The sequence below is a fragment of the Brevibacillus sp. FSL K6-0770 genome (genome assembly GCF_038000275.1).
Taxonomy (GTDB): domain Bacteria; phylum Bacillota; class Bacilli; order Brevibacillales; family Brevibacillaceae; genus Brevibacillus; species Brevibacillus parabrevis.
In genome coordinates, this window is the sequence record NZ_JBBOBQ010000001.1 from 2,481,609 (window position 1) to 2,495,783 (window position 14,175).

General features: G+C 54.1%; 16 protein-coding genes. All 16 read left to right on the forward strand.

The features are described 5' to 3' along the window. Positions 1 to 33: 33 nt before the first annotated feature. The 16 genes from NST23_RS12210 (at position 34) to trpA (ending at position 14,172) form a co-directional block, all read left to right on the forward strand. Positions 34 to 903 carry a UbiA-like polyprenyltransferase gene (locus NST23_RS12210; protein WP_122963582.1) on the forward strand — a complete coding sequence of 290 codons (870 nt, stop codon included), beginning with the start codon at positions 34 to 36 and terminating at the stop codon, positions 901 to 903. Continuing rightward, positions 900 to 1,496 carry a UbiX family flavin prenyltransferase gene (locus tag NST23_RS12215; protein WP_122963581.1) on the forward strand — a complete coding sequence of 199 codons (597 nt, stop codon included), beginning with the start codon at positions 900 to 902 and terminating at the stop codon, positions 1,494 to 1,496. Before NST23_RS12210 ends, NST23_RS12215 begins: the two co-directional genes overlap by 4 nt. Positions 1,497 to 1,500: 4 nt before the next feature. Beyond that, positions 1,501 to 2,364 (forward strand): menaquinone biosynthesis protein, encoded by an 864-nt coding sequence (locus NST23_RS12220; RefSeq protein ID WP_122963580.1) that lies wholly within the window; start codon positions 1,501 to 1,503, stop codon positions 2,362 to 2,364. Between the two features lie 16 nt (positions 2,365 to 2,380). Further along, complete coding sequence (locus NST23_RS12225; protein WP_281868438.1) at positions 2,381 to 3,346, forward strand: polyprenyl synthetase family protein; 966 nt, start codon at positions 2,381 to 2,383, stop codon at positions 3,344 to 3,346. A gap of 104 nt (positions 3,347 to 3,450) precedes the next feature. Beyond that, positions 3,451 to 3,894, forward strand: a complete 444-nt coding sequence (gene ndk / locus NST23_RS12230; protein ID WP_063226951.1) for a nucleoside-diphosphate kinase — start codon at positions 3,451 to 3,453, stop codon at positions 3,892 to 3,894. A 130-nt stretch (positions 3,895 to 4,024) separates the two neighbouring features. Next, positions 4,025 to 4,798, forward strand: coding sequence for a CheR family methyltransferase (locus NST23_RS12235; RefSeq protein WP_122963578.1), 774 nt, complete (start codon positions 4,025 to 4,027; stop codon positions 4,796 to 4,798). A 77-nt stretch (positions 4,799 to 4,875) separates the two neighbouring features. Then, a complete protein-coding gene (locus tag NST23_RS12240; protein WP_007785434.1) occupies positions 4,876 to 5,043 on the forward strand; it encodes a hypothetical protein in 168 nt (55 codons plus the stop codon). A gap of 203 nt (positions 5,044 to 5,246) precedes the next feature. After that, positions 5,247 to 6,410, forward strand: a complete 1,164-nt coding sequence (gene aroC / locus NST23_RS12245) for a chorismate synthase (protein ID WP_122963577.1) — start codon at positions 5,247 to 5,249, stop codon at positions 6,408 to 6,410. Next, complete coding sequence (gene aroB / locus NST23_RS12250) at positions 6,410 to 7,513, forward strand: 3-dehydroquinate synthase (protein WP_340963732.1); 1,104 nt, start codon at positions 6,410 to 6,412, stop codon at positions 7,511 to 7,513. Before aroC ends, aroB begins: the two co-directional genes overlap by 1 nt. Further along, the gene (aroH, locus tag NST23_RS12255) at positions 7,513 to 7,890 is read left to right on the forward strand and encodes a chorismate mutase (RefSeq protein WP_122963575.1); all 378 of its coding nucleotides are present in this window, start codon (positions 7,513 to 7,515) and stop codon (positions 7,888 to 7,890) included. Before aroB ends, aroH begins: the two co-directional genes overlap by 1 nt. Positions 7,891 to 8,173: 283 nt before the next feature. Continuing rightward, complete coding sequence (gene trpE, locus NST23_RS12260) at positions 8,174 to 9,688, forward strand: anthranilate synthase component I (protein WP_122963574.1); 1,515 nt, start codon at positions 8,174 to 8,176, stop codon at positions 9,686 to 9,688. Next, positions 9,682 to 10,707: an anthranilate phosphoribosyltransferase gene (trpD, locus tag NST23_RS12265; RefSeq protein WP_328140513.1), complete on the forward strand. Its 1,026-nt coding sequence runs from the start codon at positions 9,682 to 9,684 to the stop codon at positions 10,705 to 10,707. Before trpE ends, trpD begins: the two co-directional genes overlap by 7 nt. After that, positions 10,697 to 11,494 carry an indole-3-glycerol phosphate synthase TrpC gene (trpC, locus tag NST23_RS12270; RefSeq protein ID WP_340963734.1) on the forward strand — a complete coding sequence of 266 codons (798 nt, stop codon included), beginning with the start codon at positions 10,697 to 10,699 and terminating at the stop codon, positions 11,492 to 11,494. Before trpD ends, trpC begins: the two co-directional genes overlap by 11 nt. After that, on the forward strand, positions 11,491 to 12,162 hold the full coding sequence (locus NST23_RS12275) for a phosphoribosylanthranilate isomerase (RefSeq protein ID WP_173595815.1): 672 nt from the start codon (positions 11,491 to 11,493) through the stop codon (positions 12,160 to 12,162). Before trpC ends, NST23_RS12275 begins: the two co-directional genes overlap by 4 nt. Next, positions 12,122 to 13,354 (forward strand): tryptophan synthase subunit beta, encoded by a 1,233-nt coding sequence (trpB, locus tag NST23_RS12280; protein ID WP_122963570.1) that lies wholly within the window; start codon positions 12,122 to 12,124, stop codon positions 13,352 to 13,354. Before NST23_RS12275 ends, trpB begins: the two co-directional genes overlap by 41 nt. Further along, positions 13,354 to 14,172 (forward strand): tryptophan synthase subunit alpha, encoded by an 819-nt coding sequence (gene trpA, locus NST23_RS12285; protein ID WP_242771743.1) that lies wholly within the window; start codon positions 13,354 to 13,356, stop codon positions 14,170 to 14,172. Before trpB ends, trpA begins: the two co-directional genes overlap by 1 nt. Positions 14,173 to 14,175: the final 3 nt, after the last annotated feature.

Below are 14,175 nucleotides of genomic sequence, written 5' to 3' on the forward strand. Positions count from 1 at the left end.
CGGTATTTTTTCAGTAGATAGGAAGTGTCATAGATGGGTCTACGTAAATTGAAAATCATCTTGGAAATGATAAAATTCGAGCATTCCCTGTTTGCTTTGCCGTTTGCTTTTATGGGGGCGGTTTTGGGAAGTATTGTAGTGGAGAAGGCGTGGCCGACCTGGATGGAGATTTTCTGGGTGACGGTTGCGATGGTCGGGGCGCGCAGTGCAGCAATGTCGTTGAATCGGCTGATTGACCGCGTCATTGACGCCAAAAACCCGCGGACAGCTACACGAGCGATTCCGGCGGGGCTTATTTCCGTCCTGGAAGTTGTTTTGTTTATCGTCGTTTCGTTCGCCGTGCTGTTCATTGCGGCGTTCCAGTTGAACGATTTGGCAGTCAAGCTGTTGCCGCTTGCTGTGTTTGTCCTGGTGCTGTATTCCTACACCAAACGCTTCACCTGGCTGTGCCACTTTGTTTTGGGAGTAGCAATCGGGTTCGGACCGTTGGGAGGATGGGTCGCCACGACAGGCCAGGTAGACGCGGTTGGCTTGCTCCTGTTTGTGTCCGTTCTGTTTTGGACGGCGGGCTTCGATATTATTTACGCCTGCCAGGATGCTGACTTTGACCGCAAGGAAGGGCTGTTTTCCATGCCGAGCCGCTTTGGGGTTGCCAGCGCCTTGGTTGTGGCGAGACTGTGCCACATCATCACTTTTGTTGGACTGATGTCGCTGTATGTAGTGGCTGACTTGTCGATCTGGTTCCTGCTCGGCGTACTCATTTCCGGTGCGATCCTGATCTACGAGCACACGCTGGTGAAGCCGACGGATTTGTCCAAAGTAAACGTTGCGTTTTTCAACATGAACGGCATTTTGAGCGTAGTCATGTTCGTGTTTACTATGATTGATCTGGTGATCGCATGAGCCAACAAAAATGGGTAGTCGGAATTACAGGGGCAAGTGGCGCGATTTACGGTGTGCGTGTGGTGACCGAGCTTTTGCGCGCAGGTCATATCGTTCACTTGATGATTACCGAGGCAGGCTGGCAAGTCTTTCACGATGAGCTGGACTGGCATTCAGACGACCGGGAAGGTTTGCTGCGAGAAAAGCTGCAACAATCCTTCCCGGGAGAGCTGCACTACTGGGGGCTTCGCGATTTCAACTGCCCGGCGGCGAGCGGATCGTATCGCTGCGACGGCATGATCGTGGTTCCGTGCTCGATGGGAACGGTTTCCGGGATTGCACACGGCGCTTCGGGCAATTTGCTGGAACGCGTCGCTGACGTTATGATCAAGGAAGGCAGACGACTGGTCCTCGTTCCGCGGGAGACGCCGCTCAATGCGATCCAGCTGGAAAACATGCTGACATTGAGCAAGCTGGGTGTGCGGATCTTGCCAGCCATGCCTGGTTATTATCAAAAACCGCAAACGATGGATGACTTGATTAATTTTGTCGTGGGGAAAGCTTTGGATGCACTTGATGTACCACATTCGCTGTTTCGGCGTTGGGGGGAATAGACGCATGCAAAAGTCTTTGCGGATCGGGCAAATCTTGTATACCAACGTACTGCCTGTTTACTATTATTTTGAACAAGCAAAATTCGAGGATCGCATCGCGTTCATCCGCCAGGTGCCTGCCCAGTTGAATCTGGCGATGGCCAAAGGCGAGATTGACATGGGGCCGATTTCCTCGTTTAGCTATGCTGAGCATGCCTCCCAATATGTGGCATTGGCAGACCTGTCTGTCAGTGCCAACGGGAGAGTAGGCTCCCTTTTCTTATTCAGCAAAAAGCCGATTGAGCAACTGAACGGGGCCAAAATTGCCCTGACCAACACGTCGGCAACGACAGTGAACTTGCTGAAAATCATTCTCCACAAGTTTTACGATTACGAGATCACCTACGTTACACAAGAGCCGAATCTCGCACACATGCTGCAAGATGCGGATGCTGCCCTGCTCATTGGCGATGATGCGATTACCGCAGAGCGGACAGCTGGTGAGCTGCACGTATACGATCTCGGCGAATTGTGGCACCGCTTCACAGGCTATTCCATGACGTTTGCCATTTGGGCGCTGCGACGCGAGGTGATTGACGAGCATTTTGCGTTGATTGCGGAAGTGCACGCCTCTTTTTTGACGAGCAAGAAGAAGACGAAAGCAAATCCTGGCCCGTTGGTCGATTACGTATGCACGCATTTTGGCGGGACAAAAGAGGAGTGGCTTCGTTACTTCGCGGGACTGCAACACGATTTTGGCGAAGTGCAGCGGGTAGGACTGGAGTATTATTACCGATGCGCGGCAGAGCTGGGGCTTCTTGCGGCACCCGCGACAGTCGAGTTGTGGCAGGCGGATGGCCACAAGACCAATATTACGCTTGCGAGATAGGTGGAACGGATAACGGATGAACCTAGTCGATATTTACTTCAAGATGAAAAAGGATGTCCAGTACATTGAAGATGAGCTGGAAAAATCGATTGATACGGATGTGCGGGAACTGTATCAGTCCTCGACTCATTTGCTTAAAGCTGGGGGAAAGCGCATTCGTCCGGTTTTTGTGCTGCTCGGAGGCAAATGGGGCAAGTACGACGTAAAAGTATTGAAGCATGTAGCTGTGCCGCTTGAGCTGATTCATATGGCTTCGCTGGTGCACGACGACGTCATTGACGACGCCGACAAGCGTCGGGGCAAAGACACGGTGCGCATGAAATGGGACAACAAGGTGGCGATGTACGCAGGCGATTACATTTTCGCCCGTGCGCTTGCAGTCGCTTCCCAATTGCCGAATCCGAAGCTGCACCAGATTTTGTCCAGAGCGATTGTCGAGGTGTGCAAAGGCGAGATCGAGCAAGTCAAGGATTTGAACAACTGGGATCAAAACTTCCGGACGTATTTGCGCAGAATCAAGCGGAAAACGGCGCTGCTCATTGCGATCAGCTGTCAGTTGGGTGCCGTTGCCAGCGGTGCCACTGAAGAGCTGGTACGCAAAATGTACTGGTACGGGTACAACGTGGGGATGGCTTTTCAAATTACCGATGACATTCTCGATTTCACCGGAACGGAGAAGCAGTTGGGAAAACCGGCAGGGAGCGACCTTTTGCATGGAAACATCACGCTGCCAGCCCTTTACACCGCTTTTCATGGCAAGGCGAGCGGACAGTTCCAGGAGTGGATCAAGCAAAATACGTTTTGGGAGCACACGGACGAAGCGATTCGCCTGGTGCGCGCCGACGAAGGAATCGCATTTTCCCAGCGGCTGGCCGAGCGCTATATTGCCCGCGCGCATGCCATTATAAGCGATTTGCCCAATACGCAGGCGAAAACATCGTTGACAGGAATTGCCAATTTTATCGTCGATCGCAAATTTTAATGAGATTTTAACGGTCTGACTGTTGCTTGACCACCCCAGTTTTGATAAAATTTTCGTTGGTGTTGTATACACCAATACATAGCTTTGATGGAGGCATACTTACAATGGAAAAAACATTCCTTATGGTAAAACCTGACGGCGTACAACGTAACCTGATCGGAGAAATCGTATCCCGTTTCGAGAAAAAAGGCTACCAACTCGTTGGCGCTAAGCTGATGACTGTAAGCCGCGAACTGGCTGAAGAACATTATGCTGAGCACAAAGAGCGCCCATTCTTCGGCGAACTGGTTGACTTCATCACTTCCGGTCCTGTATTCGCTATGGTATGGCAAGGTAACAACGTGATCTCCACAGCTCGTGCTATGATGGGCAAAACAAACCCAGTAGATGCAGCTTCCGGCACAATCCGTGGCGATTTCGCTACTTCCGTGGGCATGAACATCATCCACGGTTCCGATTCCCCAGAAAGCGCTGAGCGTGAAATCGGTCTCTGGTTCTCCGCTGAAGAAGTTCTCTCCTTCGAGAAAACAATCCAACGCTGGATCTAAGATATCACCACAAAAACCCCTTTTTGGGGTTTTTTCTTTTTTTCGTCAAAAACTCCCGCGAAATGGATAGGAATTTGGCGAACGATAGCGAAATGATGAACAACAGGTATGAAAGGGGGTACGATTCTGAATGGAAGATAAAGACTTTCTCCAATTTATTGCAAGCGTTAAAAAAATGACCGGAATTGATCTTGCCCTCTACAAGGAAGCACAGATGAAGCGGCGCCTGACTTCGTTGCGGCAAAAGCGGGGCTACGGCACGTTTGTCCAATATTTTGATGCGATTGCAAAGGACAAGGAGCTTTTTTACGAGTTTCTCGATCGGATGACGATCAACGTCTCCGAGTTTTTCCGCAACCCAGGTCGTTGGGAGGTGCTGGAGAACAAAATTTTGCCGCGGCTTGCCAAGCAATCGTCGCGTGTCAAGTGCTGGAGCGCGGCTTGCTCCACTGGCGAAGAACCGTACACGCTCTCCCTGATTTTGCTGCGCAAGCGTCTGGATGCTACGGTGCTGGCATCGGATATCGATGAGGGCGCTTTGTCCAAGGCAAAGCAAGGCGTGTACACAGACCGTTCCTTGCAAGATTGTCCGAAAGAGCTTGTGGACAAATACTTCGTCAAAGACACGCTCAGCTACCGGATTTCCGAAGAGGTGAAAAAGCGTGTCACGTTCAAAAAGCATAACTTGCTGGCGGATACGTTTGATACCCAGTTCGATTTGATCATTTGCCGCAATGTGATGATCTATTTTACAGAGGAAGCCAAGCACGAGCTGTACCACAAATTCAGCCGGGCGCTCAAACCGGGCGGCGTGCTGTTTGTGGGCAGCACGGAGCAAATCTTCCAGCCGCAGCAATACCAGCTGGAGACGGAAGACACATTCTTTTACCGAAAAATGGGATGATTCTCTATGGCCGTGTGTATAACTCTGCTCCTTTTTCCCAAGACTAGGAATACTTACTTTGCCAAGGGAGGCAGCAGATGGATAAGCACAAGGTCATCGAAGCATACCGTCGGGGTTTGATTACGTTGCAAGAATGCGGACAAATACTTGGGGCTGAAAAAACTCAGCTGGATGATTTGATACGTGTGGATCATTCCAGAAGGCCGCTGAGCCCCAATCCATTTTTGATGGTCGATCCTTTCTAGTCAGCGCCATCTGCAAGCGAAGCGCTTCTCCATTGGAGGGGCGTTTTTTCTTCAAGCGAAAGGTTTTCGCGTAGGATTGTACTTTTTGTGTTTCCAGAGCGAGACAGGTATGATATTATAGCGCTTAAAAGTGATAAAGGACAGCGACCCGAACCGGAAGGAACTGGGGACATGAGCTGCCTGGAGGATGGAGGAAGGAAGAGATGCGTTACTTGACAGCGGGGGAGTCCCACGGACCGCAGCTTACAGCGATCATCGAGGGAATCCCAAGCAACTTGCCGATTTCCATTGAGGCAATCAACGAACAGCTGGCGCGCCGCCAAAAAGGTCACGGGCGGGGCCGGAGAATGCAAATTGAAAAGGACCAGGTGAAAATTTTGTCTGGCGTGCGCCACGGGTATACGACAGGAGCACCGATCACGCTGGTTGTTGAAAATAAGGATTGGACGCACTGGCAGACGATCATGAGTGCCGAGCCGGTAGAAGAGGGCGCAGAGGAAAAACGCCGCGTGTCTCGCCCGCGCCCAGGCCATGCTGATTTGAACGGTGCGATTAAATATCATCAACGGGATATGCGAAATATTCTGGAACGTTCCAGCGCCCGCGAAACAACTGTGCGTGTTGCGGTCGGCGCAGTAGCGCGTCAATTGCTCGCCGCTTTTGGCATCCAGATCGGCGGACAAGTGTTGCAGATCAACGATGTCGTGGCAAAACGCCAGGAAGTCAGCCTGGAAGAGCTGATCGCCCGCACGGAAGAATCACCTGTCCGTTGCCTGGACAAAGAAGCGGAGCCGCTTATGATGGCAGCGATCGACAAGGCCAAAGAAGACGGGGATTCTCTCGGCGGCGTGGTTGAAGTCATCGTGGAAGGCGTGCCGATCGGCTTGGGCAGCCACGTGCAATGGGACCGCAAGCTGGACGGACGACTCGCTCAGGCGATCATGAGCATTCAAGCCTTCAAAGGCGTGGAGATCGGAATCGGGTTTGAAGCTGCGGATTTGAAAGGTTCCCAAGTTCATGACGAGATCGTTTGGAACGAGGAAACAGGCTACAGTCGCAAAACAAACCGGGCAGGCGGACTGGAAGGCGGCATGACCACAGGCATGCCTGTCGTTGTCAGAGGTGTGATGAAGCCGATCCCGACGCTGTATAAGCCGCTGATGAGCGTCGATATCGACTCCAGAGAGCCGTTCTCGGCCAGCATCGAGCGCTCCGACAGCTGCGCGGTTCCCGCAGCGAGTGTCGTGGCAGAAGCTGTGGTGGCATGGGAAATCGCCCAAGCGATGTGCGAGAAATTCCCGAGTGATTCCATGGACGACATGATTGAAAACGTGCGTGAATACCGCGCGTACACGGAGAAATTCTAATGGATACCAACAGACTGACAGTAGAGCTGGGAGAGCGTTCCTACGAGATTGTGATCGGTGATTCTCTATTGCAGCAGGTGCCTGGTTTGCTTGCGGAGGCAGGGGTTGTCTCCACAAGCAAACTCATGATTATAACAGATGAGCACGTGGCGGTTCGTTACTTAGAGCCGCTGCGTGATGCTCTGCGCGCTGCCGGATACAACGCGACAGCGAGCGTAGTGGAAGCGGGCGAGCAATCGAAAAGTCTTCCAGTCTATGAGCGGCTGATGACCGAAGCGATTCAAGCGGGATTGGATCGCCAATCTGCGATTCTCGCATTGGGCGGCGGAGTCGTGGGAGATTTGGCTGGCTTCGTGGCGGCTACGTTTATGCGCGGCATTCATTTTGTCCAGTTGCCGACTACTTTGCTTGCCCACGACAGCTCCGTCGGAGGGAAAGTGGCGATCAATCACCCATTGGGGAAAAACTTGATCGGCGCTTTTCATCAGCCTCGCGTCGTGATCTATGACACAAAAGTGCTGCACACTTTGCCCAAGCGTGAAGTGGCTGCCGGCTTTGCCGAGGTAATCAAGCACGCCCTTATTTCCGATGCTTCCTTTGCAGATTGGCTGGAGGAGAACGCCGCAAGCCTGTGGGAGCTTGATTCAGAATTGTTAGGGAAAGCGATTGAAAAAGGCTGCGCAGTGAAGGCTGCGATTGTCTCTGCTGACGAGACGGAGCAGGGCCCGCGGACGCTATTGAATTTGGGGCATACGTTCGGGCATGCGTTTGAAGCGTTGTCAGCTTACTCCACGCTGAATCACGGCGAAGCGATTTCAATCGGGATGTGTCTGGCTGCCAAACTAGCGGAGCGAATCGGTCTTGCGCCAAACGGTGTGTACGACCGCACGAAGCACTTGATTGGTTTGTACCATTTGCCTACGGCTTGGCCAAAAGGACTGCTGCCGCAAGATGTACTCGATGCGATGAAGCGGGACAAGAAGACCGTTGGCGGCAAGCTTGCCCTCGTATTGCCTAGCGCAATCGGGCAGGCGGAGATTGTGAAAAATGTAGACGAACAGCTCATCCTGACAGTAATGAGTGAAGAAGCGGGGGCTTTGTAATGGGAATGCGAGGAATTAGAGGCGCAGTCACGGTGGAAGCCGATACGCGAGACGAGATTGTCTCTTCCACGAAGTGGCTGCTGGAAGAAATGGTTACGCGCAATGAAGTGAATCCTGAAGAGATTGGCAGCATTATCATCACGACGACAGAGGATTTGTGTGCGACATTTCCCGCCCAGGCGGCACGTCTTCTTGAAGGGGAAGCGTGGCAGTATGTTCCCCTGATGTGCGCACGCGAAATTCCTGTACCAGGCAGCTTGCCGCTCTGTATACGTGTCATGATGCATGTCAACACAGAGAAATCGGCAAAAGAGATTCAACACGTCTTCTTGCGGGATGCTGTAAAGCTTCGACCTGATTTGACAAATCGCAGTTGACAATCAGGGCGCTCTCTTTTACCATAAGTGAAACGAGAGCGCCTCGTTTGTTCGTGAAGAGCCAATTCCGGCTGAGATGAGAATGAGTAGAGCAGAGTAGAGATGAGTTAGGTTGAGGAGAGAAGAGCAGGCTGGGTACATATTTATCTACCCGATCCAGTTCTTTTTGCTGGATTTTTTTGTATATTTTTTTCTCCCCCTACCTCTCGCTCTAGACAGCGGGTGGTGAAAAGACGGGTGTCTTCGTCCTTTTCGCTCCCACTAAAAAGGAGATGAGAGTTCCATGTATTTTCCCTCCCTTGCCGAAGTCAAGACCCTTTCGGCGTCGTATTCCCTGATTCCTGTGAGCTTGAAACTTCTGGCTGATCAGGAGACTCCTATCCGTTTGTATCAGAAGATTCGCACCAGCGATTCGTTTTTGCTGGAAAGCGTAGAAGGCGGCGCGCGCTGGGCACGCTTTTCCTTCATCGGGATGAACCCTTTTCAGATCGTGGAAGCAAAAGGAGCAGACATCTCCGTTGTGTCGCGAAGCGGTGAGCGCAAAGCGATGACAGGCAATCCCGTCGACTTTTTGCGCGAGGAGACAGATCGCTTCAAAAGCCCCAAGCTGCCGGGCTTTCCCCGGCTTAGCGGCGGAGCGGTCGGCTTTTTTGGCTACAATACGCTGCGCTATTTTGAAAACCTCCCGGCCCATCGCAAGGAAGCGGTTCAAGCTCCTGACATGCGTTTTCTGTTCGTCGACGAGATGATCGCGTTCGACCACCTGAAACAAGAAATTCAGTTGATCGTGAATTTGCACGTCGAGCCAGGAGATTCGCCAGCCATTATTGACGAAAAATACAGGCTAGTCTGCGAACGGCTGGAGCAATTGGCGGAAAAAGTCACCGCTCCGCTGGAACAGGACAGCCGGATTCAAGTGGCAGTCGATTCGCCCAAACCGCTGCAGGTCGAGCCAAACATGAGCCGCGAGCAATACGAGCGCATGGTCGAACAGGCGAAAGAGTACATCGCCGCAGGAGACATTTTTCAGGTCGTGCTCTCCCAGCGCTTTTCCGTGAAGACCGATGTCGACCCGTTTGCCGTGTACCGGCTGCTGCGTACGCTGAATCCTTCTCCGTACATGTACTACCTCGAATACGCAGGCGAGACGGTGGTCGGAACATCTCCTGAGCTGCTCGTGCGGGTGGAGGATGAAAAAGTCGAGATGCGCCCGATTGCCGGGACGAGAAAAAGAGGCGCGACACCGCAAGAGGACGAGGAGCTGGCCGCAGACCTTTTGGCAGACAAAAAAGAGCGGGCCGAACATTACATGCTGCTCGATTTGGGCCGAAATGACGTCGGCAAAGTCTCCGCGTACGGAAGCGTGCAAGTGGAGGAGGCGCTCGTCATCGAAAATTACTCGCATGTGATGCACATGGTATCGCATGTGACAGGCAAGCTGCGCGAGGGACTGCACGCGTTTGACGCCCTGTTGAGCGCCTTTCCTGCGGGAACTGTCTCAGGCTCGCCGAAGCTGCGGGCGATGGAAATTATAGCCGAGCTGGAACAGGATGAGCGCCATTTGTATGCGGGAGCGATCGGCTACATTTCCTTTGACGGCTCGCTCGACAGTTGCATTACGATTCGCACTTTGTTCTTCCAGGATGGATACGCGCATGTGCAGGCTGGCGCAGGCATCGTGGCGGATTCCATTCCGGCAAGCGAATATCAGGAAACGGTAAACAAGGCGGCCGCGATGATTTCGGCCCTGGAAAAAGCAGAACAGCTATTTGCGCGCAAGGAGGAATTGCTATGCTGACCTATGCACTGGAACAAATTTTGCAAGGAAGCGATTTGACACGAGCAATCGCTGAGGAAGCAATGGGAGAGATCATGGACGGCAAAGCGACTCCTGCCCAGATCGGCGCCTTTTTGGCCAGCATGCGGCTCAAGGGAGAGCAGGTTGAGGAAATTATCGGGTTTGCCCAGGCGATGCGGGCACGAGCGATGCGTTTTCCGATCGATCATCCCGGCTTGGTCGATACGTGCGGCACCGGAGGAGACGGCAGCAACACGTTCAACATCTCGACGGCGAGTGCGATTGTGGCGGCAAGCGATGGCGTGCGGATCGCCAAGCACGGCAATCGTGCCGTATCGAGCAAGAGCGGCAGTGCGGATGTGCTGGAAGCGCTGGGAGTTCCGGTCAACCTGTCGCCAAAAGAGGCTGCGGATTGCTTGCGTGCTACCAATCTGTGCTTCCTGTTTGCCCCGCTGTACCATCAGGCGATGAAGCATGCAGCCGGACCGCGCAAGGAGCTGGCTGTACGCACCGTGTTTAATTTGCTCGGCCCTCTGACCAACCCGGCAAACGCCAGTCACCAACTCATGGGCGTCTACGATGCGAAGCTGCTCCCGACGGTTGCGGCTGTACTGCGAGAGCTGCACGTAGAGCGGGCGCTGGTCGTGGCTGGCTCGGACGGACTCGATGAGCTGACCGTGACGGGAACGAGCCAGATCGCTGAACTGCGAGATGGCCAGATTCGCACGTACGAGATCGATCCCGAGCAGTTCGGATTGCGCCGACACGATAAAGATGCGCTGCGCGGCGGGGATTCGAGCGAAAATGCCGAGATCATTCGCGATGTATTCGCTGGCAAGCGCGGTGCGGCACGCGACATCGTGCTGTTGAATGCAGGAGCGATCCTCTACTTGTCTGATCGCGTGCGTTCCATTGAGGCAGGAGTGATTCGGGCGGCAGAGCTGATCGACGACGGACTGGTCATGCGCAAGCTGGAGCACATCCGGCAAATTGCAGGAGGAATGATTCATGCTTCTTAACATTGTGGAAAAGAAACGCGAAGAAATTGCTCACCTGAAACAAGCGACGACGATCGCAAACTTGCTTGAGCAAGCGAAAAACCAGGATCGTCCGCGCGGCTTCCATCAAGCGCTTGTGCAAAGTTCCCGTCCAGTCAGCGTCATCGCAGAAGTGAAGAAGGCGTCTCCGTCCAAAGGGCTGATTCGCCCGGATTTTGAGCCGCTGCAAATCGCGCAGGCGTATCAAGCTGCCGAAGCAGAATGCTTGTCCGTCTTGACCGACGAGACATTTTTCCAAGGAAGTCTGGCTTATTTGCAAGGCATCCGCGAAGTGGTAAACCGTCCGCTCCTGCGCAAAGATTTTCTCATCGAGGACATCCAGGTCGTGGAAGCGCGGGCAGCGGGCGCGGATTGCATTTTGCTCATCGCGGCGATTCTCGATCACGAGCAACTGCGGCATTTGTATCAAACCGCAGAAGAGCTGGGGATGGACGTGCTCGTCGAAGTGCATGACAAGCCGGAATGCGACCGCGTATTCCGGGCGATCGAACCGAAGCTGCTCGGAATCAACAACCGGAATTTGCGCACATTCGAGACGAATCTCGCTGTGACAGACGAACTGATTGGCGGACTGCCTGCCTCGTTGACAGTCGTGAGCGAAAGCGGCATTTCCAAAGCGGAGGATGTCGAGAAGGTAAGGAGAGCAGGAGCGCGCGCCGTTTTGGTGGGAGAGCATTTCATGCGTCAGCCAGACGTAGCGCAAGCGGTGATCGAGCTGGTTGGAGCGAAAGCGGGGGTGAGTTTGTGACCCGATTAAAAATTTGCGGGATCAAACGCCCGGAAACGCTTGCGCTTTTGAAAGAGCTGGATGTCGACTACGTGGGCCTGGTTTTTGCCCCGAGCAAGCGCAGGATCGACGCACGGACGGCTGGAGAGCTGCTTGCAGCCGTCCCGGCTCATCCGCCAGCGGTGGGCGTGTTCGTCAACCCGACGCTGGACGAGTTGGCGGCGGTGCTGCAGGAAGTGCCGCTCGCTGTCGTGCAGCTGCACGGGCAGGAGACGCCGGAATTTTGCCGTCAAGTGCGGGAACGTTTTTCCGTGGAAGTGTGGAAAGCGCTGGCTGTCGGCGGCGAAGAGGATGCAGCCCGGGCGATTGGAGCGTATCAAGGGATCGTAAGCGCCTTTTTGTTCGATACGTATGACCCTGCCCAAGCCGGGGGAACCGGGAAAAAGTTTTCGTGGGAGCAGATTCCTCTGTTGAAGGCTGCGTGCCAAGCGGCTGATTGCATCATCGCGGGCGGCATTCACGCCGAAAATGTCGGAGAGCTGCTCGAAACGTATCAGGCCCCTGTGATCGATGTGTCCAGCGGAGTGGAAACGGATGGAGAGAAAGACGGAGAAAAGATAAAAAAACTGGTGGAGAGGGTGAAGGCGCATGCCAAGCAATACACAGACAACCGCGCGGGTCGTGCCTGACGAAAATGGACGTTTTGGAGCGTTTGGAGGGAAATTCGTACCGGAAACGTTGATGAACGCTTTGTACGAGCTGGAGACTGCTTTTGAGGAAGCGCGACGTGATCCACAGTTCGTAGCAGAGCTGAATGAGCTGCTGAGCAAATACGCTGGGCGTCCTACGCCGTTGACGTACGCTGAACGGTTGACGCAAGAGCTTGGCGGGGCGCAAATCTACCTCAAGCGCGAAGACCTCAACCATACCGGGGCGCACAAACTGAACAACGCGCTCGGTCAAGCCCTTTTGGCAAAACGGATGGGCAAAAAATCGATTATCGCGGAAACAGGAGCGGGCCAGCACGGTGTCGCGAGCGCTACCGTGGCAGCGAAGCTGGGGCTTTCCTGCAAAGTATTCATGGGCGAGGAAGACATTCGCCGTCAGTCGCTGAACGTGTTTCGCATGAACTTGCTCGGAGCGGAAGTCATTCCGGCGGTATCGGGTTCGCGCACACTCAAAGACGCGACGAATGAAGCGATTCGCCACTGGGTTTCTCACGTAGAGGAAACGTTTTACGTCATCGGATCGGTCGTCGGCCCCCATCCTTATCCGTACATGGTCCGCGAGTTCCAGAAAATCATCGGAGAGGAAACCCGGCGTCAAGTGTTGGAACAGCTCGGCAAATTGCCCGACGAAGTGGTCGCGTGCGTAGGAGGCGGAAGCAATGCGATCGGCATGTTCTATCCGTTCATCCAGGATGAGTCTGTTGCGCTGCGCGGCGTGGAAGCGGCGGGAAAAGGAATCGATACGGACAAACACGCGGCAACCTTGACGCTTGGACGTCCAGGAGTGATTCACGGCTCGCTTACCTACTTGCTGCAAGACGAGCATGGACAGGTGCAAGAAGCGCATTCCATCTCCGCCGGGCTGGATTATCCGGGTGTCGGCCCCGAGCATGCGTATTTGAAAGATACGGACAGAGTGACGTATACGTCTGTCACAGATGCGGAGGCGCTGGCGGCAGTCGAGCTTTTGTGCCGGACGGAAGGCATCATCCCCGCGCTGGAGAGCGCTCATGCGATTGCGGAAGTGATCAAGCGCGCTCCGCAAATGTCTCCTGAGCAAGTGCTGGTCATTTGCCTGTCGGGGCGCGGAGACAAAGACGTGTTGACCATTCAGGAAGCGTTGGCAGAACGGACAGAAGGAGGCGAGGCGTAATGACGGCAGCTACCAATCGAATCGACCGTTTGTTTGCGGATCGCAGTCGCAAGCGTTTTATCCCGTTCATTACGGTGGGCGATCCAACTATCGAAGCGACTTTTCAGCTTGTGACCGCCATGGCGGAGGCCGGAGCCGATGTGATCGAGCTGGGCATACCTTACTCTGACCCGCTGGCAGACGGCCCTACCATTCAGCGAGCTTCCCAGCGCGCACTGGAAAACGGCGTGTCGATTGCAGACGCTTTGCAACTGGTGAGCCGTTTGCGCCAGTCGAAAGTAGAAGCGGGCATCGTGTTGTTCTCCTACTTCAACCCGGTGCTGCAATATGGAGTCGAGCGGTTTTTTGCGGAAATAGCGGCACACGGGGCAGATGGCGTCGTCATTCCCGATTTGCCGATTGAAGAAAACGGCCCTTGCGTTGCGGCGGCGAAGCAAAACGGCCTTCATGTCATTTCGCTGGTCGCGCCGACTTCCGAAGCGCGCATCCAAACGATCGGCGAACAGGCGACAGGCTTTTTGTATTGCGTCTCGTCGCTCGGCGTGACAGGGGCGAGGACGGATTTGCGCGAGGATTTGGCAGACTTTTTGCAGCGGGTGAAGGCGAGTACGAGTGCGCCGACTGCTGTCGGATTCGGCATTTCTACACCAGAGCAGGTGCGGGCCGTGGCTCCTCATGCGGACGGGGTAATCGTGGGCAGTGCGATTGTGCAGCAGATTGAAAACTACGAGAACGAACTGAAAGATCCGGCACGAATGCCAGATGCTGTTGAAAAAATAAAAACGTTTGTACATCAGTTGGCGAGTGCGCTACAATAGTGG